Raw genomic sequence first — 23,414 nt, 5'->3', positions numbered from 1 at the left:
GATCGGTTACCCCTTGGACTGCGCCGTTGCGGCCAGGGCCTTTTCGGCGGCAGCCTTCTGAGCATCGGTGGGGCGTTTCAGGCCAATGCGCATCGTGAAGTTCGCCACGCGACGCTGATCGCGCGGGTTCAGGTTCACGTTCGCCGACGTGATTTCGACCAGCTCGGGCTTAACCAGCCAGGGACTGTTGTTGCCGAGGTTGCGCAGCAACTCCGAAACCCGCTCGTTCGACTGCGCCATGCCTTGCAGGGTGACAGTCTGGTTGTCCTGCTTCATGTTGGTCAGGTACACGCCATCGGGCAGTTGCCGGACCAGTTCGTTGAGCAGGTGCACGGGCAGGTTGCGGTCGCCCTGCAAGTCTTCGACCGCCTGCTGGCGGGCGCGCAGCGCGGCGATTTCTTCCTGCAGCGTCGAGATTTCCTTGATCTCGACTTCGAGCTTCTTGATCTCGGCCTGCAGAAAGCCGTTCGTCGAACGCTGCGCCGAGATCTGCGCCTCGAACCAGAGATAACCAAGGCCGGCGATCAGGACGCCCAGGATCGCCGCGGCACCCAAGGTGCCGTAGAACGCCTCGCGCCTGCGCTTGCGCGCAGCTTCGCGGTGCGGGAGCAGATTGATGAGGATCACTGCAGGAACCTCCGCATGGCCAGGCCGCAAGAGGTCAGATAGGACGGCGCCTCGCGGCGGACCTTCTTCTCGCGGACGTTCGAGCTGATTTCCATGCCTTCGAAGGGATTCAGCAAGGAGCAGGCGAACGAGGTCTGCCGCGTCACCGCGTTGGTCAGGCCGGGCAGCGAGGCCGATCCGCCTGCCAGCAGCACATAGTCGACGCGGTTGTGCGGCGTGCTGGTGAAGAAGAACTGGAGCGCGCGGGCGATTTCCTGCGCGATGCTTTCCACGAAGGGCTTGAGCACGCCAGAGCCGTAGTCGTCGGGCAGGTCGCCGCTGCGCTTCTTCGCCTCGGCCTCCTCGGCTGAAAAGCCATACTGGCGCACGATCAGTTGGGTGAGCTGGGCACCGCCGAACGCCTGGTCGCGGTCGTACAGCACTTCCTGGTTGCGCAGCACCTGCATGCTGGTGGTGAAGGCGCCCACTTCGAAGAGAGCGACGATCGAATCGACGCCCTTGCCGGGCAGCTGCTCGATCAGGCGGGCGGTCGCCAGGCGCGATGCGTAGGACTCGACGTCGAGGATCATCGCCTTCAGGCCGGCGGCTTCCGCCAGGCCCTCGCGGTCCTGGACCTTTTCCTTGCGCGACGCGGCGATCAGCACTTCCACGTCGCCGGCGGAGGTGGTGCTCGGACCGGTCACGCAGAAGTCGAGGCTCACCTCGTCGAGCGAGAACGGGATGTACTGGTTGGCTTCCGACTCGACCTGGATCTCGAGCTCCTGCTCGCTCATGCCGCCCGGAAGAATGATCTTCTTGGTGATCACGGCCGACGGGGGCAATGCCAGTGCCACGTTGCGGGTGCGCGTGCCGCTCTTGCGGATGACGCGACGGACGGCTTCCGCCACCTCGTCGAACTTCTCGACGTTGCCGTCGGTGATCCAGCCGCGTTCCAGGGGCTCGATGGCGCAGCGCTCCAGGACCAGCTTGCCGCTGGCCTCACGGCCGAGCTCGACCAGCTTGACGCTGGACGAACTTACGTCCAGCCCCAGCAGGGGAGCGTTCTGACGACGAAACAATGATCCAAGAGCAGCCAAGGCAGGTTCCTCTTCCCCTGTATTTGTAACCAATAGAAAAAATTGAATTCGGTTGCATGCTAGCAGCAGGCGTAGCGGCAACCAAGCGACGCCGCAGGGCAAATTCCTCAAGCGTTGTCAAAACCTGACGGCAAAACCGCATTTTGTAACTTTTGAATTAGGGCAATGCAAGCCCCGCAAAGATCGGATCGTTCGGAAGGGGCGGCTTTTTATAATGTCGGGTGACTCTGTGCGGCCCCTCATGCAAGAAACTTCCAGCCCCAAAGGGCCAGCCAAGAACTCCCCCTCCACTCGCCCGACCTGGCTGAAATGGCTGTTGCGCCTTTTCTTCTGGAGCTTCGGCATCGCCCTGGCCGGCGCGCTGGCAGTGCTGTGCGTGGTGGCAGTGGCCCTCGCGGTGGCGTATCCGAACCTGCCCGACATCAGCGAGCTCTCCGACTACCGGCCCAAGCTGCCGCTGCGGGTTTTCTCGGCCGAAGGCATCCTGATCGGCGAGTTCGGCGAGGAGCGCCGCAACCTCACTCCCATCTCGGCCATCCCGAAGGTCGTGAAGGACGCCGTCCTGGCGGCCGAAGACGCACGCTTCTACGACCACGGCGGCGTCGACTACAAGGGCATGGTCCGCGCCGGCCTGGCCAACATGAACCGCGTGAAGAGCCAGGGCGCATCGACCATCACGATGCAGGTGGCGCGCAACGTCTACCTGAGCTCCGAGAAGACGCTCACCCGCAAGATCTACGAGGTGCTGCTGACCTTCAAGCTGGAGCACCTGCTCACGAAGGACCAGATCTTCGAGATCTACCTGAACCAGATCTACCTCGGAAACCGCGCCTATGGCTTCGCCGCCGCTTCCGAGGCCTATTTCGGCAAGCCCCTGCAGGAACTCACGACCGCCCAGGCCGCGATGCTGGCCGGCCTGCCCAAGGCACCGGGCGCGAACAACCCGGTCAACAACCCGCAGCGCGCGCGCGGCCGCCAGTTCTACGTGATCGACCGCATGCAGGAGGCCGGCTTCATCACCGCCGAACAGGCGGCGGAAGCCAAGAAGGAAGAGCTGCACCTGCGCGACGCCGCCGACCCGAACCGCCTGCACGCCGAATACGTGGCTGAAACGGTTCGCCAGTTGATGTACGCCCAGTACGGCGACAGCACCTACACGCGCGGCCTCAAGGTCTACACCTCGCTGGTCGCGGCCGACCAGGCGGCCGCCTACAAGGCGCTGCGCAAGGGCATCATGGACTACGAGCGCCGCCAGATCTATCGCGGCCCCGAGAAGTTCGTCGACCTGCCGAACGACCCCAAGGACCTCGACGAAGCAGTCGACGACGCGCTCAACGACCACCCCGACAACGGCGACGTGATGGCCGCGGTCGTGCTCAAGGCCACGCCCAAGCAGATCGACGCGGTGCGCGGCAATGGCGATCCCGTCCAGATCACCGGCGAAGGGCTCAAGCCGGCCCAGTCGGGCCTCTCCGACAAGGCCCCGCCGAACATCAAGATCCGTCGCGGCGCGGTCATCCGCGTGGTGAAGACGCCCAAGAACACCTGGGAAATCACGCAGCTTCCCGAGGTCGAGGGCGCATTCGTCGCCATGGACCCGCGCGACGGCGCCATCAAGGCGCTGGTCGGCGGCTTCGACTTCGGCAAGAACAAGTTCAACCATGTGACGCAGGCCTGGCGCCAGCCGGGCTCCAGCTTCAAGCCCTTCATCTATTCAGCGGCGCTCGAAAAGGGCTTCACGCCCGCCACGGTCATCAACGACGGCCCGCTCTTCTTCGACGCCGGCACCACCGGCGGCCAACCCTGGGAGCCGAAGAACTACGGCGGCGGCTACGACGGCCCGATGTCGATGCGCACCGCGCTGATGAAGTCGAAGAACCTCGTGTCCATCCGCATCCTGCAGTCCATCGGCACGCGCTATGCGCAGGAGTGGATCACCAACTTCGGCTTCGACAAGGAAAAGCACCCCGCCTACCTGCCGATGGCGCTGGGCGCGGGCTCGGTCACGCCGATGCAGATGGCGGTGGGCTATTCGGTCTTCGCCAACGGCGGCTACCGCGTCAATCCGTACCTCGTCACGCGCATCACCGACCACAAGGACAAGGTACTGGTCGACAAGCAGCCGCCGCTCCTGAACGAATCGCTGCGCGTCATCCCGCAGCGCAACGCCTTCATCATGGACACGCTGCTGAATTCCGTCGCTCGCGGCGGCACCGCGGCCAAGGCGCAGGCCATGCTCAAGCGCCCCGACCTCTACGGCAAGACGGGCACCACCAACGACTCGCTCGACGCCTGGTTCGCCGGCTTCCAGCCCACCATGACGGCCATCTCGTGGATCGGTTACGACACCCCGCGCAACCTGGGCGACCGCGAGACCGGCGGCGGCCTGAGCCTTCCGATCTGGATCACCTACATGGAAACCGCCATCAAGGGCGTGCCGGTGACTGAACTGTCGGCCAACCCGCCAGCGGGCATCGTGAATGTGGGTGGCGAGTGGTACTACGACGACTACGCGCCGGGACGCGGCGTTGCCAGCCTGGGTGTCGAGTCCGCACCGGCGGCGCCGGTCGAAGCCCCGGCGGGTGGTCCGATCGGCGCTCCTGCGCAACCCGAGGAGCGCAACCGCATCCTCGATCTGTTCCGCAACTGAGCGTCGCAGGCAGAGTTCAGGGAGCCGCGAAGTCCAGCGGCTGCCCGGCCTGCAGCGTCGCCTCGCGCGACAGGTTGCCGAAGAATTCCTCGCCGGTCTTGGTGTCCACCCAGGCCTTGCCGTCATGGCGGTAGTGGTAGCCGCCGGAACGCGCGGCAAGCCAGATTTCCTGCAACGGCTTCTGCAGGTTCACGATCAGCTGGCTGCCGTTGCGGAATGAAATCGTGATCATCCCGCCCACCCTCTGGTTGTCGATGTCGGCGTCGGTCGCTTCGTTGATGCGGTCGCAGCCCAGCTCGATGGCGGCAAGCGCAGCCTCGGCGCGATCCATGTATTCGGTGTCGGTCATTACAATTTCGCCATGTTGAACGTTCACCAAATTCTAGTGAGCACCCGCGTCCGCGCCGCGCTCATGGTCTGCCTTGCCGTGGGCACCGCCGGGCTCGTCGCTGCCTGCGGACAGCGCGGTGCGCTGTACCTGCCGACCGATCCGGCAGCCGCCGGGCGCGCCACCTTGCCGGAGCTCATGACGCCGGACAGCCTGCGGTCTTCGTCGTCATCTTCGTCCTCCAGCCAGGCGGCGCCCGCTCCGGCTGCCGCGGCCAGCGCGCCAGCCGGCAGCACCAGCACCAGCACCAGCACCACCAGCACGGAGCAGCGCAAGTGAGTTCCGGCACCCCCATCTCCCTGCCCGGCCAGCCGCACGTCGCCGAGCGCGACGGCACGCTGCACGTCGAAGGCGTGGCGCTCGACGCGCTGGCCCGCGAACACGGCACTCCTCTCTTCGTCTACTCCAGGCAGTGGATGCTGGACGCCCTGGCGGCTTACCAGCGCGGCTTCGAGGGTCGTGATGCGCTCATCTGCTACGCGATGAAGGCCAACTCCTCGCTCGGCGTGCTGCGCGTGTTCGCGGAAGCCGGCTGCGGCTTCGACATCGTCTCCGGCGGCGAGCTCTCGCGCGTGCTGGCCGTCGGTGCCGATCCGAAGAAGATCATCTTCTCGGGCGTCGGCAAGACCCGCGCCGAGATGCGCCAGGCCCTCGCTGCCGGCATCGCCTGCTTCAACGTCGAGAGCGAAGCCGAGCTCGACGTGCTCCACGAAGTGGCGGTGGCCGAAGGCAAGCGCGCGCCGATCAGCATCCGCATCAATCCGAACGTCGATCCGAAGACGCACCCCTACATTTCCACCGGCCTGAAGGGCAACAAGTTCGGCATCGCGCACGACCGCGCCGTCGAGGCCTACAAGCATGCCGCACGGCTGCAGGGGCTGGAGGTGGTGGGCATCGACTGCCACATCGGCTCGCAGATCACCGAAGCCTCGCCCTACCTCGACGCCTGCGACCGCGTGCTCGACCTGGTGGAAGCCATCGAGGCAGCCGGGGTGCCGATCCATCACCTGGACTTCGGTGGCGGCCTGGGCATCGACTACAACGGCGAGGTGCCACCCAAGGCCGATGCGCTGTGGCAGCAGCTGCTGGCCAAGCTCGACGCGCGCGGCTTCGGAGGGCGCAAGCTGGTGATCGAGCCAGGCCGCTCGCTGGTCGGCAATGCCGGCGTGTGCGTGACCGAAGTGCTCTACACCAAGCCGGGCGAGGACAAGAACTTCTGCATCGTCGACGCGGCCATGAACGACCTGCCGCGCCCCGCGATGTACCAGGCCTTCCAGCGCATCGTGCCGGTGCGCACCCGCGCGGGCAATGCCACGACCTACGACGTGGTCGGCCCGGTCTGCGAGAGCGGCGACTGGATCGGCCGCGACCGCGCGCTCAACGTGGTGTCGGGCGACCTGCTGGCCGTGCTGTCGGCGGGCGCGTACTGCATGAGCATGTCCAGCAACTACAACACCCGCGGCCGCGCCGCCGAGGTGCTGGTGAGCGGCGCGAGCGCAAAGCTGATCCGCCGTCGCGAGACGATGGAAGACCAGCTGCGCAGCGAGATCGACGGCTGATCGCCGATCGCTCTTCCCGGTCTTCCCGGTCTTCCCGGTCTTCCCGGCGTCAGCCGGTGCGCACAGCACCCGCAGACGCCGGCTTCACCTTCCCGCGCTTGTTCGCGAAGTAGTTCCACACGCGCCACGCGAGCAGCACCGCGATGATCGCGGCGTAGACGAACACTTCCGCGAAGTTGTTCTTGCCCGCGCGCATCCAGAAGAAGTGCAGCAGGCCGAGCCCCGCGATCAGGTAGACCAGCTTGTGCAGCATCTGCCAGCGCTTCGCGCCCATCGCCTTGATCGCGCGGTTGAAAGACGTGGCAGCCAGCGGCGTCAGCAGCACGAAGGCAGAGAAGCCCACCAGGATGAACGGCCGCTTGGCGATGTCCTTCGCAATGTCGCCCCACTCGAAGCCCATGTCGAACCAGCTGTAGCACAGCAGGTGCAGCACCACATAGAAGTACGCGAACAGGCCCAGCATGCGGCGGTAGCGCGCGAGCGCGTTCCACTTGCTCATCACCCGCAGCGGCGTCACCGCCAGCACGATGCAGATGAAACGCAGGGTCCAGTCGCCGGTGGCGCGGATCAGGAACTCCGCGGGGTTGGCACCCAGCCCGTCCGTGAACGCGCCGTAGGCCAGCCGCGCGAACGGCAGCAGGCACAGCAAAAAGATGACCGGCTTGGTCGCCGGATGCATGAGCAGCTTGTTCACAAGGCACTCCATGAAAGAAGAGGCATCGCACCTTCGAGAAACACCGCGGAACCGGCTTTGCCGGGCCGCAGGTGTTGCCCCCGGTAGGGGGTTGGCGAAGCGACACGAAGTGCGCGCAGCCTGGGGGCGAGCTCCATTTCAGTAGTTCTTCTTCAGGTCCATGCCCGCGTAGAGCTGGCCGACCTGTGCTTCATAGCCGTTGAACAGCTCCGTCTTGCGCCGTTTTGCGAAGAGGCCGCCGCCGTCGCCGATCCGGCGCTCGGTGGCCTGGCTCCATCGCGGATGGTCGACGTTGGGATTCACGTTCGAATAGAAGCCGTATTCGTTGGCCGCGGCCTTGTTCCAGGCGGTGCTGGGCTCCTTCTCGACGAAGCGGATCTTCACGATCGACTTGGCCGACTTGAAGCCGTACTTCCACGGCACCACCAGCCGCACCGGCGCGCCGTTCTGGTTGGGCAGCACCTCGCCGTACATGCCGAAGGCCAGCAGCGTGAGCGGATGCATCGCCTCGTCCATGCGCAGGCCCTCGGTGTAGGGCCAGTCGAGCACGCGCGAGCCGACGAAGGGCATGGTCTTGGGGTCGGCCAGGGTCACGAACTCGACGAACCTGGCGTTGCCCTGCGGCTCGACCTTCTTGATGAGTTCGGCCAGCGAGTAGCCGACCCACGGAATCACCATCGACCAGCCCTCGACGCAGCGCAGCCGATAGATGCGCTCCTCCTGCGCGCTGAGCTTGAGCAGATCCTCGATGCCGTACTTGCCCGGCTTCTTGACCAGCCCTTCCACCTCCACCGTCCATGGCCGCGTCTTCAGCGTGCCGGCGTTCTTGGCCGGGTCGGCCTTGTCGGTGCCGAACTCGTAGAAGTTGTTGTAGGTGGAGGCATCCTTGTAGTCGGTGACCTTTTCCATCGACATGGCGCCGGGCACCGCCGACTTCGCGCCGGGCAGCGGCGCCAGCTTGTTGGGGCGCTCGGTCTGCGCCAGGGCTTCGCGCGAGGCGAAGGCCGCCAGCGCGGCTCCCGCTGCGCCGCCGGCCATGAGCTTGAGCATGTCGCGGCGGCCCTCGTAGACCTCTCGGGACGTGATCTCGCTGGACAGCGGATGGATGAAGCCGTTGTCGCCGCTGTTGCTGGCGGTACGACGGATGGGGCGGCTGGGATGGGAAGGGAACGACATGACGGGCCTTTCGCGGAATCGTTGTTCTCAGGGTAGTTCGTGGCCAACCCCGATTCGGTTACGCGCCGCCGGAGCGCGCGGTTTCAATAATTCTTCGCGAAAGCCCGCGGGCCTGCACTCACAGGGTGCCGTAGCTGTGCAGCCCGCTCAGGAACATGTTCACGCCCAGGAAGGCGAAGGTCGTCACCGCCAGCCCGCCCAGCGCCCACCAGGCCGCCACGGTGCCGCGCAGGCCCTTCACCAGCCGCATGTGCAGCCAGGCCGCGTAGTTGAGCCAGACGATCAGCGCCCAGGTCTCCTTCGGGTCCCAGCTCCAGTAGCCGCCCCAGGCGTCGGCCGCCCACAGCGCGCCCAGCACGGTGGCGATGGTGAAGAAGGCGAAGCCGACGGTGATCGACTTGTACATGACGTCGTCGAGCACCTCGTTGGCCGGCAGGCGCGCGGCGATGCGCTTGCGCCCCAGCAGGATGCCCGCGGCGATCAGCGCGGAAATGCCCGCATAGATCACCCAGTAGCTGCCGCCGGCCTCCTGCACGCGCTGGCGGAACGCCACCGGCACGAAGCACAGTGCCACGCCCAGCAGCCAGATCGGCGTGAGCTTGTACCAGCGCTTCTCCTCGGCCTGCTCCTTGATGAGATAGGCGAAGGCGACCATGGCCGCCAGCGCGAAAGTGCCGTAGCCGATGAAGTTGGCCGGCACGTGCAGCTTCATCCACCAGCTCTGCAGCGCCGGCACCAGCGGCTGGATCTCATGCGCCTCGCGCACGATCGTGTACCAGAGCAGGAAGCCCACCGCCGCGCTGACCACCAGCATCACGAAGGCACCGAGCGCGCGCGTGCCGTAGCGCTCCTCGAAGTACAGGTAGAAGGCGGCCGTCAGCCAGCAGAAGAGCACGAACACCTCGTACAGGTTGCTCACCGGGATGTGGCCGATGTCCGGGCCGAGCTGGTGGCTCTCGTACCAGCGAACCATGGTGCCGATCAGCGCCATCGTCACCGCAGCCCACGCGAGGCGCGAGCCGATGGCGTCGAAGGTATCCGACTGCCTGCCGCCGAAGAAGCCCAGCCAGTAGAACAGCGTGCTCATGAAGAACAGCACGCTCATCCACAGGATGGCCGACTGGCTCGACAGGAAGTACTTGAGCCAGAACACCGTGTCGGCACGCGCCAGGTCGCCCTGGTACGAGGCAATGGCCAGCAGCGAGGCCGCAGCCACCACGATGGCCAGCACCCGCAGCGGCCGCCAGAACCAGCCGATGGCGATGGTCGCGATCACCGCCGCGATGAGGATCGGCTTCTCGTAGTAATCCATCGACCCCGCATAGCGCGCGAAGGCGAACAAGCCGCCGGCCACCACCAGCGCCGCGAACACCCAGTCGAACAGGTTGCGGCGCGAGAGCCAGCTTTCATTGAGCGTGAGGGTCGTGGTGTTCATGTCGTCTCGTGGTCTTATGCGTTCAGGGCGAGCAGCTTGCGTTTGAGATGCTCGAATTCGCGGTCGCTGTCGATGGTCTTGCGATTCACCGAGAAAGCCATCGTGGCGGCCGTCGTCGCGGGTGCGTCGCCTTCGGAAGCCGTGCCGTCGGGTGCCAGCCACACCCACAGGCGGCGCTCGCGCACGTACAGCATGGCAAAAATGCCGACGATCAGCAACAGGCAGCCCAGGTAGACGATGTTCTTGCCGGGGGCGCGCGCCACCTGGAACACGCTGGCCTGAACCTGGGTGAAGTCGGTCATCATCATCGCGACCGGGGCCGGGTAGAAGTGCGCGTCGCTGATGGCCAGCACGGATTGCGTCAGGTAGGCCTGCGATTTCTCGTCGTTGGGCAGCGCGGCCAGGCCGGCGCCCTCGCGGCTCAGGTTGAGCACCTCGAACAGCACGTCGTTGAGGATGCGCACCAGCACCCCGCCGGCGCGCTCGCGCTCGGCCTCGGGCACGTTGGTTTCCATGAATTCGGCAATCGCCTGCCAGCCGCCCGCGGTGGTGGCGTCGGCCTTGGCGCGCTCGCTGCCCGCGAAAAGCGCCAGCGCGCGCGTGGCCGACACGCGCAGCTGCTCCGCCATCTCGGGGCGCTTGGGATCGGTGGCCTTGGCGATGTAGCGCTCGACGGCGCGCTCGCGCGTGGCGGCGTCGCCTAGCGCGGCGCGCATGCGCACGAAGCCGTCCATCGAGCCCTGCTCGTCGGCCGGCACGCGCAGGTAGCGGAAGGGCTCCTCGGGCTTCTCGCGCATGCCCAGCAGGAACACCGGCTGGCCGTCGCCGGTGTCGACCGGCACCATGTAGTTCTGGTACTCGCGCGCCTGTCCGGCGGCGTCGCGCAGCTTGTAGCCGATGCTCGGGCCGATGTTGCGCAGCACCTTCGGCTTGTTGGTCTTGTTGGCTGCCCCCAGGCGCGATTCGATGTCGTGGCGCAGGTCGACCTTGCGCACGTCGGCGCCGCTGCCCATGGCGTTGGCGTCGGCGAAGTTCTCGACGTTGATCACGCGCAGCGCGGCGTACTCGAGCGTGAGCTTGTCCTTGCCGTTGGTGATCTCGGTGCTGGGCCCGCCGATGACGCCTTCCACCTCGAAGGGCTTGGCCGCGGCGGCCATCGGCACCGCCTTGAGCTTCACCTTCGAGCCGCCGTCATCGAAGCTCGACTGGTAGATCTCCACGCCCTTGTAGCTGGCCGGGTGGTTGACCTCGATGCGCGCGGGCACCTGCTCGCCGGTCTCGCGGTCGTGCAGCACCACTTCGCTCGCGAAGAGCTTGGGCATGCCGGTCGAGTAGTAGTCGACGATGAACTTCTTCAGCTCGATGGAGAACGGCAGCTCCTGCAGCAGCACGCCGTCGGACTGGTTCAGGATGGCGACGCTGCCCTGCCCGCCCTCGGGCACGAGGATGTTGCCGCGGAAGGTCGGGTTGCTCGCCGACAGCCGGTGCTGCGGCGGCACGTCGGCGATCATGCCGCCGCCGGTGAATACGCTCTTGCCGTTGAACCAGGTCTGCGCGCGCACCACCAGGTCGCCGTCGAGCAGGCCGCCGATGCACACCAGCACGATGGCGCTGTGGGCGGCGATGTAGCCCAGCTTGTGGGCACCGCCGGCACGCGCCGCGACCATCCAGCCCGCGGCCTGCCTGCCGTCGCCAGTTGCCTCGCGCTGCTGCAGCTTGACCTTCCAGCCGCCGCTCACCAGCAGTTGCCCGATCCGGTTGGCGGCGACGTCCGGCGTTTCACCGAGACGGTTCTCGGCGCGCTGGCCGAAGGCCTTGAGGCTCTGAGCGCGGATGTCTTCCTTGAAGGTCCTGAGGTCGACCAGGATGCGCGGCGTGTTGCGCACGATGCACAGCGTGGTGCTGATCACCAGGAACAGCAGGATCAGCAGGAACCACCAGGCGCTGTAGATCGAGTCGAGCCGCGCGGCGCGGAAGAGCTCGGCCCAGAACGGGCCGAACTGGTTGATGTAGTTGTTGATCGGCTCGTGCTGCTTGAGCACCGTACCGATGATCGACGCGATGCAGATGATCGTGAGCAGCGCGATCGCGAAGCGCATCGACGACAGCAGTTCCACCGCGGCGCGAAGCATCTGCGGTCCGCGATGAACGCGAAGGCCATGGGTGGAGACGGACATCGGGCGAGAGTAGGAAGAGAAAAAAACAAAAAAGGCGGGCCATCCTGCTGGATCGGCCCGCCCTTTGTTTGGGGTTGTTATCGGCGGCTGGTCACGCTCCAGGGAGCGCCATCATCAACGCAAACCGGCAATGTAGTCGGCGACCGCCTTGATTTCCCTGTCGTTGAGCTTGGCGGCGACGCCGGTCATGGGCAGGCTGTTCAGGCGGACGTTGTCGCGGAAGGCCGTGAGCTGGGCCACGGTGTAGTCGGCGTTCTGGCCGCCCAGGCGCGGGTACTGGGCCGGGATGCCGGCGCCGTTGGGGCTGTGGCAGCCGGCGCAGGCCGGGATCTGGCGGTCGCCGATGCCGCCGCGGTAGATCTTCTCGCCCAGGGCGATGGTGTCCTTGTCCTTCGAGAAGCCCGGCTTGACCTTCTTCGAGCCGACGAACCAGGCGATGTTGCGCATGTCTTCTTCCGACAGCGCCGAGGCCAGCGGCTTCATGATCGCGCTCTTGCGGGCGCCGGACTTGAAGTCCTGCAGCTGCTTGAGGATGTATTCGGGGTGTTGCTGCGCCAGCTTCGGGTTGGCGGCGATGGCGGAGTTGCCGTCGGCGTTGTGGCAGGAGGCGCAGCTCTGGCTGTTTGCCGGCGTTGCGTTGAAGAGCGCATCCCCCTTGGCGGGGTCCGGCTTGGCCGGCTTGGCGGCCGCCGGGGCGGCAGGAGCGGCCGCGTGTTCATCGGCTGCAAAACTCACGCTGGATGCGATGCCCACGAGGGCCGCAAGCACAATATTGGCAAACAACTTCATATCGGGGGCTTCGAATTTATGGCGCAAAACCTCACGATTCTACAATGTGGGCCCTGTTTCGAAAGTCCGTAGATGCCCTCCCCGCGCGCCAAGCCCGCCGCCTATCCTCCCCGCGCGGCGCCCGCCGCAGACCCCAAGGTTGCCGAACGCGAACGCATGGCGCTGGGCTGGCTGCACACCGCCCACTTCCTCACCAGCGCGCCCCAGCTGGAGCATCTGCCCCCTTTCGACCTGCCCGAGATCGCCTTCGTCGGCCGCTCCAACGCGGGCAAGTCGACCGCCATCAACACCCTCACCCAGCAGACGCGCCTGGCCTTCGCCTCCAAGACGCCCGGCCGCACGCAGCACATCAACCTGTTCGGCATCGGCAAGCAGAAGGTCGATGACGCGGTGCTTGCCGACCTGCCCGGCTACGGCTACGCGGCCGTGCCGCGCGAGGCCAAGCTGCGCTGGCAGCGCGTGATGGGCAACTACCTGATGACGCGCGAGAACCTGCGCGGCGTGGTGCTCATGTGCGATCCGCGCCACGGTCTGACCGAGCTCGATGAGATCCTGCTCGACGTGATCCGCCCGCGCGTGCAGCAGGGCCTGAAGTTCCTCGTGCTGCTCACCAAGGCCGACAAGCTCACCCGCAGCGAGGGCGCCAAGGTGCTGTCCATTACGCGACTGCAGGCCGGTGGCGGCGAGGTGAAACTGTTCTCGGCCCTGAAGAAGCAGGGCGTGGGCGAGGCGGCGCAGCTGCTGTGGCGTTGGGTGCACCCCGAAGACGCCCAGGCACCGGCCGCCGGCCCCGAGCCGACGCCACCACCGGAAGACGCCTGATACGGAACAGGCTGTACCGATCGTCCCGTCTGCGAAGTTCACTATCAAAATAATAGCGACACCAGTCAACCCGAAGGAGACAAGAAGCATGATCGAGACATTCCAGCGCAGCCTGCCCAACGGCACCACCCTGAGCTGCCGCGCCGCCGGCCAGCCGGGCCGGCCGCTGATGGTGTTCCTCCACGGATTCCCCGAGGCCGCGTTCATCTGGGACGAACTGCTCGAGTACTTCGCCGATCCGGCCCACGGCGGCTACCGCTGCGTGGCGCCCAACCTGCGCGGCTTCGAGAAGTCGAGCTCGCCCGCCGACGTGGCTGCCTACAAGGCGCCCCTGCTGATCCAGGACATCCAGCAGCTCGCCGCCACCGAGAGCGCCGACGGCACCATGGCCGCGCTGGTCGCCCACGACTGGGGCGGCGCCTTCGGCTGGGGCTATGCCAATGCCTTCCCGCAGCAGGTCGGACGCCTGGTCATCATCAATTCGCCGCACCCGGGCACCTTCACCCGCGAGCTGCGCAACAACCCGGCGCAGCAGCAGGCAAGCGCCTACATGAACTTCCTCGCGCGCCCCGACGCCGAGGCGCTGCTCGCGGCCGACGACTTCAAGCGCATGTGGCCCTTCTTCCTGCTGATGAAGGCCGGCCCCGACGGCTTCGGCTGGCTCACCGAGGAAGTGAAGCAGCAGTACCGCGAGGTCTGGAGCGCGGGCCTCACGGGCGCCTGCAACCTCTACCGCGTGACGCCGATGAAGCCGCCGCTGCCCGGCCAGACCGTCGACGGCATCCCCGTGCTGCCGCGCGAGCGGCTCATGGTGGAAGTGCCGACCTTCGTGTTCTGGGCACTCGACGACGCGGCCCTGCTGCCCGGCCTGCTCGAAGGGCTCGACGAATACGTGCCCAAGCTCGAGATCAAGAAGGTGCCGAACGCGACCCACTGGATCGTGCATGAGCAGCCGCAGCTGGTCGCGCGCGAGATCGAGGGCTTCCTGCAGCGCAACCCCTGGGCCGCGTCGATCAGTAGATGGGAGGCTCGCCTTCGGGGCGGGTCTTGAACCGCCGGTGCACCCAGTAGTACTGCGAAGGCATCGTGTCGATATACCCCTGCAGCCGTTCGTTCATGAGCGCCGTGTCGGCCTCGACGTCGTCCGTCGGAAAGTTCTGCCAGGTCGGCAGGATCTCGATCTCGTAGCCCTCGCGCGTGAGCTTCGCCACCACCGGCACCACCTTCGCCTTGCCCAGCCGCGCGAAGCGCGACAGCGACGGCACGGTGGCCGCCTGCACGCCGTAGAACGGCACGAAGATGGTCTGGTCGCGGCCGAAGTCCATGTCGGGCAGCAGGTACAGCAGGCCGCCCTTGCGCAGGCCCTGCAGCACAGGCTTGATGCCGTCCACCCGGTTGAGCGCCGCCACGTCGCCGAAGCGGGTGCGGCCCTCGCGGATCCAGGCGTCGATCATGGGGTCGCGCTGGGTCGTGTAGATGGTGGCCGAGGGGCGCGCCGTGTGCATCGTGAGCGCGGTGGCTGCCGCGTCGAGGCCGTAGAAATGCGGTGCGAAGAGGATCATGGGCTCGTCGCCGTGGGCGATCTCGCTGATCTCCGAGGCCGCGCCGACGATCTTCAGCCGGCTGGCCACCGTCTTCTCGGGCGCATGCCAGAGCCAGCCGCGGTCCAACCACGACTGCGCCACGTAGACGAAGGTCTCTTTCGCGATCGCACGGCGCTCGGCTTGCGACTTCTCGGGGAAGCAGACCGCCAGGTTGGTGTCGACCACGCGCCGCCGCGGCACCGCGACGGTGTGCAGGATGCGGCCGAGGAACGCACCGAAACCGCGCACCACGGGCAGCGGCAGCGGCGCGATCACCCGCATGAAGCCGATGCCGAGTCGGGAACCCAGGCTCATGCGGCCTCCCCGGCGGCGGCAACCACGCGCTCGGCGCGCGGCTCCTTGTAGCGGGCGTAGTCCCAGACGTACTGGCCCGGCAGGCTGTGGATGAGGCGGCCGATGGCATCGTTCATCGCGGCAGCGGCATCCTCGATGGGAGCGGACGGGTCGGTCAGCGCGGTGCCGACGATGGGCTCGAAGCGGATCACGTAGCCGGCCGCATTCGGCAGGCGTTCGCACACGCTGAGGAAGCAGGCCGCGCCGGTCTGTTGCGCGAGTCGGGGAAGCAGGGTCATGGTGTAGGCCGGGCGGCCCAGGAAAGGCGCCCATACGCCCTGGCCGAGCGGCGGGACCTGGTCGGGCAGGATGCCGGTGTAGCCGCCGCTGCGCAGCGTGCGGATCAGGCCGCGCACGCCGGTGTTGTTGGTGGGCAGTGTCTGCAGGCCGGGCCTGTCGCGCGAGCCGGCGGCGATCAGGTCGGCCATCCATTTCTTGCGGGCCGGGCGGAACAGTGCGGTGATGGGTCCGTAGGTGGAAAGAAAGCGCTCGCCGATGGCCTGGCCGCACATCTCCCAGCTGCCGAGGTGCGGCGCGACGAGGATGACGCCCTTTTTCGCCTGCATGGCCGCCTCGAAGGCCTCCACGCCCTCCCAGCGCACCACGCGATGCAGCACGGTTTCCCCTTGGGGCCGCAGCCAGAGCCACGGCAGCTCTGACGCCATCTTGCCGGCGGCGGCGATGGCGGGACGGTATTGCTCGGGGCCGAAGCCCGCGCTCTCGGCGTTGGCCTTGAAGCGGCGGCGGTAGCCGGGCGCGCTCCACCAGACCAGCCAGCCCAGCAATGCACCGAGCCGATGCATCAGCGGCATCGGCACGCGGGCAAGCAGGCGGAACAGGGTGATCATCGAATACGGGAGGGGGTCAAAACACGGACGCGCGCGCATGGTATTGCGCGGCTCGAATAGAATGCAAATTGTCGCCGAGTTACGGAACAACTTGCAGGGCGACAAACACAAGCGCAGCAATGCGATTGTGCCGGGTCGAGAAATCGGCATCTGCTAAAGCGTTCGCCAGAGCTCCGCAGAGTTGGCAACGCGCCAAGTCATTCAAGGAGTTTTGAACAAATGGCGAACGACTTCCTCTTCACGTCCGAATCCGTCTCCGAAGGCCATCCCGACAAGGTCGCCGACCAGATCTCGGACGCCATCCTGGACGCGATCTTCGAGCAGGACCCCCGCAGCCGCGTGGCAGCCGAGACGCTGACCAACACCGGCCTGGTCGTGCTGGCCGGCGAGATCACCACCAACGCGCACGTCGACTACATCCAGGTCGCGCGCGACACCATCAAGCGTATCGGCTACGACAACACCGACTACGGCATCGACTACAAGGGCTGCGCCGTGATGGTCTGCTACGACAAGCAGTCCAACGACATCGCCCAGGGCGTGGACCACGCGAGCGACGACCACCTGAACACCGGCGCCGGCGACCAGGGCCTGATGTTCGGCTACGCCTGCGACGAAACGCCCGAGCTGATGCCCGCGCCCATCTACTACGCGCACCGCCTCGTCGAGCGCCAGGCCCAGCTGCGCAAGGACGGCCGCCTGCCTTTCCTGCGTCCCGACGCCAAGAGCCAGGTGACGATGCGCTACGTGGACGGCAAGCCCCACAGCATCGACACCGTGGTGCTCTCCACCCAGCACAGCCCCGACCAGAGCGAGACGCCCACCAAGATGAAGGCATCGTTCAACGAAGCCATCATCGAGGAGATCATCAAGCCGGTGCTGCCCAAGGAGTGGCTGAAGGACACGCGCTACCTGATCAACCCGACCGGCCGCTTCGTCATCGGCGGCCCGCAGGGCGACTGCGGCCTCACCGGCCGCAAGATCATCGTCGACACCTACGGCGGCGCCTGCCCGCACGGCGGCGGCGCGTTCTCGGGCAAGGACCCGTCGAAGGTCGACCGCTCGGCCGCCTACGCCGCGCGCTACGTCGCCAAGAACATCGTGGCCGCCGGCCTGGCGCGCCAGTGCCAGATCCAGGTGGCCTACGCCATCGGCGTGGCACAGCCGATGAACATCACGGTCTACACCGAAGGCACGGGCGTCATCCCCGACGAGAAGATCGCCGAACTGGTGCGCGAGCATTTCGACCTGCGTCCGAAGGGCATCATCCAGATGCTCGACCTGCTGCGCCCGATCTACCAGAAGACCGCCGCCTACGGCCACTTCGGCCGCGAGGAGCCCGAGTTCACCTGGGAAGCGACCACCCAGGCCGCCGCACTGCGCGCGGCAGCCGGCCTCAAGTAAGCAAGAGAAAAAGATGGTGGGGCGTCAGAAGCGGTAGGCGCCGCTCAGCCCCACCGTCCAGTTGCGGCCCGGCGCCGGCTCGTAGTAGCGGCCGTTGCCTTCGTTGACGATCACCGAGCCCACGTAGCGCCGGTCGAACAGGTTGTCGACGCGCGCGAAGGCGTTGAACTCCCAGCGCTCCCACTTCTTCAGGTAGCCCGCATACACCGCCGCCACGGCGTAGCCCGGCGCGCTCGCCGTGTTGGCGTCGTTGGCCTGGATGCGCCCGAGCGCGCGCATCTCGATGCCGGCGCGCCAGCCCTCGGGCGGCACCCAGCCCAGCGACGCGAACAGCGACTGCCGCGCGATGCCAGGAATGCGGTTGCCCGCAGCCACGGTGTTCGCGGTGCCGCACGGAGACGGCGAGCAGAAAGCGTCGCGATAGGTCGCGTCCAGCCACGTGTAGGCCAGTTGCGTGCGCCAGTGGTTCGCTGTCTCGTGCTGCCAGCCCAGTTCGAGGCCGTTGCGCTTCGTGCGGCCCGCGTTCTGGAAGGTGGCGCGGCCGCCGACGTTGGTGTCGGTCACGATCTCGTCGCGCGTGCGGGTCTGGAACAGCGCTGCCGTGAGCAGGCCGCCGGCGAGCCGCGCCTTGGCGCCGATCTCGATGCTGTCGTTGACCGACGGGCGCAGTGCGAAATTGAGGCCGCTCGCGCCGTTGGCGCGGTAGGAAAGCTCGTTCAGCGTCGGCGTCTCGAAGCCGCGCCCGATGGAGCCGTACAGCGCCAGGTCCTGCGTCGCCTGGTAGCGCAGCGAGGCTACCGGCAGGGTCTTGCTGTAGCGCGCGCTGCCGCTGTCGTCGCGGTTGGTGCCGACGATGTAGCGGTCCTGCGAGTCGAAGTGCACGCTGCTGCGGCGCACGCCAGCCTCGAGCGTCCAGCGGTCGGTGAGCCGCCATGTGGCCTGCGCGTACGGGTCGAGGTTCCATGCCTCGTTGAGCTCGTTGCGCCGCAGCCGTCCCCGCACGCCGAGCACGGGAGCCGACACCGGCCCGAGGTAGTTCTCGTAGCCCCGGCGCTTTTCGCGCAGGCTGTCGTAGCCCAGGCCGGCCACGATGTCGAAGGGCCGGCCGGCCAGGGTGAGCGCGGCGTTCCAGCGCAGGTCGACACCGCCGTACTGGCGCGAAAGATCGATCACGCCGCCCGCGTGCAGCGGGTTCTGCTGCGCAGACGGCGGGATCGACTGGAACTGCACGGTCTTGCGCTGGCCGCCGTAGACCATGAGCCGCAGCCCCTGCGTGGCGTCGATGCGGTGCTCGTAGAGCAGGCCGGCCTGCGTCTGCTCGACCGTCTTGCGCGTGTCGTACTGCGTGGCCAGCGGCGCGTTGCGCGGCGCCAGGGCGTACTGGTCGGCGGTGAGGCCCAGCGGGTCCTGCGCGGCTATGCGCACGCTGTTGAACACCAGCGTGAGCCTGTCGCCGTTGTCCAGCGCGATGCCGAGCTTGCCGTTGGCGATGTCGCGCTTCGCGGCGCTGTGCTCGCGCCAGCCATCGGTGTGGAAGCGGCTCGCGTCGAGCAGGTAATCCACCGCGCCCTGCGATCCGCTGAGCTTCAACGACTGCCGCCAGGTGCCGAAGCTGCCGCCCGCGAGCGAATACGACAGGCGCGGCGGCCCCTCGCCCGAGGCGGTGAAGGCCTGCACCACGCCGCCTGAGGAGTTGCCATAGAGGGCGGAGAACGGTCCGCGCAGCACTTCGACGCGGTCCAGCGAGCCGATGTCGATGTTCGATGTCTGGCCCTGCCCGTCGGGCAGGGTCGCGGGGATGCCGTCGACGTAGAGGCGCACGCCGCGCACGCCGAAGGTCGAGCGCGCACCGAAGCCGCGGATGGAAAGCTGCAGGTCCTGCGCGTAGTTCAGCCGGTTCTGCACCTGCAGGCCCGGCACCGCGCCGAGGCCTTCGGACAGGTTGACCTGCAGGCGGCTGTCGCGCATCTCGTCGCCATCGACGCGGTCGACCGAGCCGGGCACGTTGAAGGGTGCGACCTCGCCTCGGGGAACGGATACGGTGATCTCGCGCAGGCTCGGGGCGTTGCTGCCGGGGCCCGGGCCGGCGGCGGGCTGATCCTGCTGCGCCCGCGCGGCCGGCGGCGCGGCGAGCAGAAGGAGGAGGCCGGCGGCGGTGAAGGCAACGGGCGCGAGGTTCTTCATCGCGCCGATTCTGCTTTGGCGCGCCGGCCGCGCGTGTCGCGGTGGCGCGACTCTCAGGGAAAACTAGGACTCGCTGGCCTTCTCGGCCCGCTTCCTGCACCAGCCGTACCAGACGCACACCACGCACGGGATGCCCAGCGCGATCCAGGCCAGGACGTCGCCCAGGCCGCCGTCGCTGAAGAGCGCCGAGATCAGGCCGAAGGTGGTGAGCACGCCCAGCACGATGGGCCAGCCCCACATCTGCCAGAAGCCGTGATGATGGTGCTGCGGCTTCATGCCTGCGCCTTCATCGCCGGTGCCGGCTCGGGTTGCGAGACGCCGACGTGCTCGGGCTTGCTCTCTTCATGTTCCAGCACCTTCCTCGAGGCCGCCGGCGCGGTGTTGCCGCGCTTGAGCCACAGGTACAGGCCGCTGCCCAGTACGATGATGGTCGCGATGTCGAGCAGTGCCCAGATGATCTGCATCGGCATGCCGCCGTAGTCGCCGAAGTGCAGCGGCTGCGACACCAGCAGCGCCCACAGGTACCAGGGCAGCTTGGGCGATGCGGTCACCTCCGCCGTCTTGGCGTCGACCAGTACCGGCTGGAAGAGCTTCGACGTGAATGGTTCGTTGCCGCGCAGGAAGAAGGTCGTGTGGTGCGGGCTCGAGAACGACGTGCCGGGGAACGCGATGAACGACAGCTTCATGCCGGGCGTCGCCTGGATCGCGGCTTCCATCGAGCGCTGCACCGAGGCGCGGTCGTTCACCGCCACGACGGGCTCGTTCTTGTAGGGCGTCAGCAGCGCGCTGAGCTGGTCGTACTGCCAGTACTTGATGACCAAGTCGGCCCAGGTGTTGATCATGCCGGTGGCGCCCACCACGAACACCCACACCAGCGTGACGATGCCCAGCAGGTTGTGCAGGTCGAGCCATTTCAGGCGCGGACGCTTCTCGCGCCGCACCGTGCCGAAGTCGAGCTTGCGCATGAAGGGCGAATACAGCACCACGCCCGAGACCACGGCCACCAGCAGCAGCAGGCCCATGAACCCGAGGAACAGCTTGCCCGGCAGACCCGCGAAGAGGTCGACGTGCAGCTTGAACATCACGTACATGAAGCCCTCGTCGAACTTGGGCTGCGCGAGCACCTCGCCCGTGCGCGCGTCGACCGCGACCGACTTGAAGTCGTCCGTGGGCGCCGGCGTGGGCGTGAGCGTGACGAACCACAGGCCGTCATCGTCCTCGGGCTGCGAGGCGAACTGCACCACGCGGTCGGGGTGCCTGGCCTTCGCGACCTCGAGCACGCGGTCGAGGCTGACGCGCGGCGTGTCCGCCGGCATCTTCGGCGCCTCGACCTCGGTGCCCAGCAGGTGGCCGATCTCGTGGTGGAAGATCAGCGGCAGCCCGGTGATGCACAGCAGCAGCATGAAGACGGTGCACACGAGGCTGCTCCACTTGTGCACCCAGGCCCAGGTCTTGATCTTTCTGCTGTTCATGTCGTGGCTGTTCTATCGAGGAAGGGGTTCTAGAAACGGTAGGTCGCGCTGGCGACGATGTTGCGGCGCGCGCCGTACCAGCAGTCGCCGCGCGCGAGGCAGGTGCTGAAGTAGGTCTTGTCGGTGGCGTTGTTGATGTTCAGGGCGTAGCGCCACTTGGCCGACTCGTAGGCGAGCATCAGGTCGAGCAGTGCGACCGAAGGCACGTAGGGCCCCGCACCCGCGCCTTCCACATCGCGGAAGCCGCTCATGTAGCGCACGCCGGCGCCGGCCGAGAAGCCCGGCACGCCCGCGATCGAGAAGCGGTACTTGCCCCACACCGACACCTGGTTGCGCGGCGTGTCGGTGAGCTTGTGGTCGACGTCGATGTAGGTGTAGTTGGCGATGAGATCGAAGTCGCGCGCCAGGGTGGTCTTGAGCTCGAACTCCACGCCCTTGTTCTTCGTCGCGTCGACCTGCCGGCCATAGTTCGGATTGGTGCTGTCGAAGACGGTACGGTTCTTTTCCTTTAGCGAGTACACCGAGGCAGTGAAGCTCGTGGGCGAGCCCTGGGGCTGGTACTTGACGCCGGCTTCCACCTGTTCGCCGCGCAACGGCTTCAACAGCTTGCCGTCGGCGTCGGTGCCTGCCTGCGGGGTGAAGGATTCGGTGTAGCTCAGGTAAGGCGACAAGCCGGAGGGCAGCGCGTACATCACGCCCAGGCGGCGCGAAGTGGCGCTCGTCGTTTCAGAAGCACTGCCCGCCGTGCCGGCGGTGCTGCGGTCATGGCGCAGCCCGGCAACGAAGATCCAGTTGTTCCACTTCATCTGGTCCTGCACGTAGATGCCGGCATTGCGCTGCGTGGTGCGGGGCTTGCGCGTCAACTCGGTGACCGGCACGTAGCCGAGGCCGTAGACCGGTGCATAGGCGTCGATGGTGCTGTAGACCGAGCCTTCGGTCTTGTCCTGGCGCTGGCGGGAGTACTCGGCCCCCACGAGCAGCGTGTGGCGCACCGCGCCGGTGTCGAAATGGCCTTCGACGTGGTTGTCGATGCCGGCCATGCTGGTCCAGGCCAGCGACTTGTCGTTGTAGCGGCCGAGCAGGCGCTGGCCGACCGGGTCGAGCGACCAGCCGCCGGGCTCGGAGAACGAATCGGCGTAGTGGTAGTGCGAGTCGTTGAAGGTGCGCGACGCGCGGAAGTTCTGCCGGAAGGTCCACCGGTCGCCGAACTTGTGCTCGAACAGCCAGCCGAAGGTCTTGCGCTCGGTGTCGTAGCCGTCGCCCGGCTCGCCGATGAAGCGGCTCGACGGCAGCGGGCCGTTGACGTTCGGCAGGATCGTGCCCTGCCACGGGAAGAACTGCGAGGTGCTGCCGGTCTTGTCCTTCTGCCACAGGGCCTGCAGCGTCAGCGACGTGGCGGCGTTCGGCCGCCAGGTGAGCGACGGCATGATGAGGGAGCGGTCGTCGGGAACATGGTCGACCTGCGTGTCGGACTTGCGGTGCAGCGCCACCAGCCGGTACGACCAGTCGCCGTCCGCCGTCAGGGGGCCGGTCAGGTCGGCCTGGATCTGCTTGCGGCCGAAGGAGCCGAACTGCACGCCGACCTCGCGGTAGGCCTCCTGCTGGGGCCGCTTGCTGACCATGTTGACCACGCCGCCCGCGGTGCCCGCTCCGAAGAGCATCCCGGAGGGCCCGCGCAGCACTTCGAGGCGCTCCAGGGTGTAGGGGTCGGGCCGCGCGGTGGCGGTGTACCAGCCGGAGGAGTAGGTCTGCAGGCCGTCGAGGTAGATGGTCGGGTCGCTGCCGCGCACGGAGAAACTGTCAGAACGGGAATCGATGCCGTAGGCGTCGGAACGCACGCCCGCGGCGTAGGTGAGCGCGTCCTGCAGGTTGGTCGCGCCCTGGTCGACCATCTGGTCGCGCGTGACCACCGTGACGGACTGCGGCGTCTCGGCAAGCGGCGTGTCGGTCTTGGTGGCAGTGACGGCGTTCTTCGCTCGGTAGCCGATAACGGGCGTGGTCGCCGTCTCGGCCCCGGCATCGACCCGCACTTCCGGCAGCGAGGCTGCATTCGTCGTCTGGGCCAGCACCTGATGCTGTGTGTAGACCGCCAGGCATCCCGCCAGCACTGATGCGACCCTGCGCCGCGCCACCAACCTCTTCATTCCCGCTCCGCTCCTCTACAAATTAATAAGAA

The 23,414-nt window shown here is 67.0% G+C and carries 20 protein-coding genes; 6 read left to right on the top strand and 14 right to left on the bottom strand.

Going from position 1 to position 23,414, the window contains the following annotated elements; translation table 11 throughout:
- Nucleotides 1-6: 6 nt before the first annotated feature.
- Together ABL838_RS06190 and ABL838_RS06185 are read right to left on the bottom strand one after the other, a co-directional pair.
- Nucleotides 7-627, bottom strand: coding sequence for a PilN domain-containing protein (locus ABL838_RS06190; RefSeq protein ID WP_126022982.1), 621 nt, complete (start codon nucleotides 625-627; stop codon nucleotides 7-9).
- Nucleotides 624-1,703, bottom strand: coding sequence for a pilus assembly protein PilM (locus ABL838_RS06185; RefSeq protein ID WP_093196407.1), 1,080 nt, complete (start codon nucleotides 1,701-1,703; stop codon nucleotides 624-626). The genes ABL838_RS06190 and ABL838_RS06185 overlap by 4 nt, the downstream gene beginning before the upstream one ends.
- 241 nt (nucleotides 1,704-1,944) lie before the next feature.
- Here ABL838_RS06185 and ABL838_RS06180 point away from each other — a divergent pair, with 241 nt between their 5' ends.
- Nucleotides 1,945-4,353, top strand: a complete 2,409-nt coding sequence (locus ABL838_RS06180) for a penicillin-binding protein 1A (RefSeq protein ID WP_418124699.1) — start codon at nucleotides 1,945-1,947, stop codon at nucleotides 4,351-4,353.
- A gap of 16 nt (nucleotides 4,354-4,369) precedes the next feature.
- On the opposite strand, the gene cyaY is transcribed toward ABL838_RS06180, so the two are convergent.
- Nucleotides 4,370-4,702 carry an iron donor protein CyaY gene (gene cyaY, locus ABL838_RS06175; protein WP_184635074.1) on the bottom strand — a complete coding sequence of 111 codons (333 nt, stop codon included), beginning with the start codon at nucleotides 4,700-4,702 and terminating at the stop codon, nucleotides 4,370-4,372.
- A gap of 36 nt (nucleotides 4,703-4,738) precedes the next feature.
- Between cyaY and lptM the strand changes: the two genes are divergently transcribed.
- Together lptM and lysA are read left to right on the top strand one after the other, a co-directional pair.
- On the top strand, nucleotides 4,739-5,020 hold the full coding sequence (gene lptM, locus ABL838_RS06170) for an LPS translocon maturation chaperone LptM (RefSeq protein ID WP_418119321.1): 282 nt from the start codon (nucleotides 4,739-4,741) through the stop codon (nucleotides 5,018-5,020).
- The gene (gene lysA, locus ABL838_RS06165; protein ID WP_418124698.1) at nucleotides 5,017-6,300 is read left to right on the top strand and encodes a diaminopimelate decarboxylase; all 1,284 of its coding nucleotides are present in this window, start codon (nucleotides 5,017-5,019) and stop codon (nucleotides 6,298-6,300) included. Before lptM ends, lysA begins: the two co-directional genes overlap by 4 nt.
- A 49-nt stretch (nucleotides 6,301-6,349) precedes the next feature.
- Here lysA and ABL838_RS06160 read toward each other — a convergent pair whose 3' ends face one another.
- From ABL838_RS06160 to ABL838_RS06140, 5 genes are all read right to left on the bottom strand, one after another.
- Nucleotides 6,350-6,994, bottom strand: a complete 645-nt coding sequence (locus ABL838_RS06160; protein WP_418124697.1) for a sulfite oxidase heme-binding subunit YedZ — start codon at nucleotides 6,992-6,994, stop codon at nucleotides 6,350-6,352.
- 138 nt (nucleotides 6,995-7,132) lie between these two features.
- Complete coding sequence (msrP, locus tag ABL838_RS06155; protein WP_418124696.1) at nucleotides 7,133-8,170, bottom strand: protein-methionine-sulfoxide reductase catalytic subunit MsrP; 1,038 nt, start codon at nucleotides 8,168-8,170, stop codon at nucleotides 7,133-7,135.
- Between the two features lie 118 nt (nucleotides 8,171-8,288).
- Nucleotides 8,289-9,605, bottom strand: coding sequence for a c-type cytochrome biogenesis protein CcsB (gene ccsB / locus ABL838_RS06150; RefSeq protein WP_418124695.1), 1,317 nt, complete (start codon nucleotides 9,603-9,605; stop codon nucleotides 8,289-8,291).
- A 14-nt stretch (nucleotides 9,606-9,619) separates the two neighbouring features.
- Complete coding sequence (locus ABL838_RS06145) at nucleotides 9,620-11,782, bottom strand: cytochrome c biogenesis protein ResB (protein ID WP_418124693.1); 2,163 nt, start codon at nucleotides 11,780-11,782, stop codon at nucleotides 9,620-9,622.
- 114 nt (nucleotides 11,783-11,896) lie between these two features.
- Complete coding sequence (locus ABL838_RS06140) at nucleotides 11,897-12,571, bottom strand: c-type cytochrome (RefSeq protein ID WP_176667929.1); 675 nt, start codon at nucleotides 12,569-12,571, stop codon at nucleotides 11,897-11,899.
- A 72-nt stretch (nucleotides 12,572-12,643) separates the two neighbouring features.
- On the opposite strand from ABL838_RS06140, the gene yihA reads away from it, so the two are divergent.
- The gene (gene yihA / locus ABL838_RS06135) at nucleotides 12,644-13,393 is read left to right on the top strand and encodes a ribosome biogenesis GTP-binding protein YihA/YsxC (RefSeq protein WP_369659459.1); all 750 of its coding nucleotides are present in this window, start codon (nucleotides 12,644-12,646) and stop codon (nucleotides 13,391-13,393) included.
- Between the two features lie 88 nt (nucleotides 13,394-13,481).
- Nucleotides 13,482-14,444, top strand: a complete 963-nt coding sequence (locus ABL838_RS06130) for an alpha/beta fold hydrolase (protein ID WP_418124692.1) — start codon at nucleotides 13,482-13,484, stop codon at nucleotides 14,442-14,444.
- On the opposite strand, the gene ABL838_RS06125 is transcribed toward ABL838_RS06130, so the two are convergent.
- Both ABL838_RS06125 and ABL838_RS06120 read right to left on the bottom strand, forming a co-directional pair.
- Entirely contained in the window at nucleotides 14,407-15,291 is an 885-nt protein-coding gene (locus ABL838_RS06125) for a lipid A biosynthesis acyltransferase (RefSeq protein ID WP_418124690.1), read from the bottom strand. The genes ABL838_RS06130 and ABL838_RS06125 overlap by 38 nt on opposite strands.
- Nucleotides 15,288-16,178 (bottom strand): lysophospholipid acyltransferase family protein, encoded by an 891-nt coding sequence (locus ABL838_RS06120; RefSeq protein WP_418124689.1) that lies wholly within the window; start codon nucleotides 16,176-16,178, stop codon nucleotides 15,288-15,290. The genes ABL838_RS06125 and ABL838_RS06120 overlap by 4 nt, the downstream gene beginning before the upstream one ends.
- 219 nt (nucleotides 16,179-16,397) lie before the next feature.
- Here ABL838_RS06120 and metK point away from each other — a divergent pair, with 219 nt between their 5' ends.
- A complete protein-coding gene (gene metK / locus ABL838_RS06115) occupies nucleotides 16,398-17,582 on the top strand; it encodes a methionine adenosyltransferase (protein ID WP_126022969.1) in 1,185 nt (394 codons plus the stop codon).
- A gap of 24 nt (nucleotides 17,583-17,606) precedes the next feature.
- On the opposite strand, the gene ABL838_RS06110 is transcribed toward metK, so the two are convergent.
- The 4 genes from ABL838_RS06110 to ABL838_RS06095 form a co-directional block, all read right to left on the bottom strand.
- Entirely contained in the window at nucleotides 17,607-19,766 is a 2,160-nt protein-coding gene (locus tag ABL838_RS06110) for a TonB-dependent receptor domain-containing protein (RefSeq protein ID WP_418124688.1), read from the bottom strand.
- A gap of 63 nt (nucleotides 19,767-19,829) precedes the next feature.
- Nucleotides 19,830-20,042 (bottom strand): hypothetical protein, encoded by a 213-nt coding sequence (locus tag ABL838_RS06105; RefSeq protein ID WP_184635052.1) that lies wholly within the window; start codon nucleotides 20,040-20,042, stop codon nucleotides 19,830-19,832.
- Complete coding sequence (locus ABL838_RS06100; RefSeq protein WP_418124687.1) at nucleotides 20,039-21,238, bottom strand: PepSY-associated TM helix domain-containing protein; 1,200 nt, start codon at nucleotides 21,236-21,238, stop codon at nucleotides 20,039-20,041. The genes ABL838_RS06105 and ABL838_RS06100 overlap by 4 nt, the downstream gene beginning before the upstream one ends.
- Nucleotides 21,239-21,267: 29 nt before the next feature.
- Nucleotides 21,268-23,382, bottom strand: coding sequence for a TonB-dependent siderophore receptor (locus ABL838_RS06095; protein WP_418124686.1), 2,115 nt, complete (start codon nucleotides 23,380-23,382; stop codon nucleotides 21,268-21,270).
- Nucleotides 23,383-23,414: the final 32 nt, after the last annotated feature.

Origin of the sequence: Variovorax sp. 160MFSha2.1 (assembly GCF_048305075.1) — a bacterium.
Classification (GTDB): Bacteria; Pseudomonadota; Gammaproteobacteria; order Burkholderiales; family Burkholderiaceae_C; genus Variovorax; species Variovorax guangxiensis.
This window is presented reverse-complemented; position numbering and strand designations above follow the sequence as displayed.

Bases quoted from the DNA above. Each gene is read 5' to 3' on its own strand.
- yihA (WP_369659459.1), top strand. From the start codon at position 12,644: ATGCCCTCCCCGCGCGCCAAGCCCGCCGCCTATCCTCCCCGCGCGGCG.
- ABL838_RS06125 (WP_418124690.1), bottom strand. From the start codon at position 15,291: ATGAGCCTGGGTTCCCGACTCGGCATCGGCTTCATGCGGGTGATCGCG.
- ABL838_RS06105 (WP_184635052.1), bottom strand. From the start codon at position 20,042: ATGAAGCCGCAGCACCATCATCACGGCTTCTGGCAGATGTGGGGCTGG.
- ABL838_RS06095 (WP_418124686.1), bottom strand. From the start codon at position 23,382: ATGAAGAGGTTGGTGGCGCGGCGCAGGGTCGCATCAGTGCTGGCGGGA.
- ccsB (WP_418124695.1), bottom strand. From the start codon at position 9,605: ATGAACACCACGACCCTCACGCTCAATGAAAGCTGGCTCTCGCGCCGC.
- metK (WP_126022969.1), top strand. From the start codon at position 16,398: ATGGCGAACGACTTCCTCTTCACGTCCGAATCCGTCTCCGAAGGCCAT.
- ABL838_RS06130 (WP_418124692.1), top strand. From the start codon at position 13,482: ATGATCGAGACATTCCAGCGCAGCCTGCCCAACGGCACCACCCTGAGC.
- ABL838_RS06110 (WP_418124688.1), bottom strand. From the start codon at position 19,766: ATGAAGAACCTCGCGCCCGTTGCCTTCACCGCCGCCGGCCTCCTCCTT.
- msrP (WP_418124696.1), bottom strand. From the start codon at position 8,170: ATGTCGTTCCCTTCCCATCCCAGCCGCCCCATCCGTCGTACCGCCAGC.
- ABL838_RS06100 (WP_418124687.1), bottom strand. From the start codon at position 21,238: ATGAACAGCAGAAAGATCAAGACCTGGGCCTGGGTGCACAAGTGGAGC.
- ABL838_RS06140 (WP_176667929.1), bottom strand. From the start codon at position 12,571: ATGAAGTTGTTTGCCAATATTGTGCTTGCGGCCCTCGTGGGCATCGCA.
- ABL838_RS06120 (WP_418124689.1), bottom strand. From the start codon at position 16,178: ATGATCACCCTGTTCCGCCTGCTTGCCCGCGTGCCGATGCCGCTGATG.
- ABL838_RS06180 (WP_418124699.1), top strand. From the start codon at position 1,945: ATGCAAGAAACTTCCAGCCCCAAAGGGCCAGCCAAGAACTCCCCCTCC.
- cyaY (WP_184635074.1), bottom strand. From the start codon at position 4,702: ATGACCGACACCGAATACATGGATCGCGCCGAGGCTGCGCTTGCCGCC.
- ABL838_RS06145 (WP_418124693.1), bottom strand. From the start codon at position 11,782: ATGTCCGTCTCCACCCATGGCCTTCGCGTTCATCGCGGACCGCAGATG.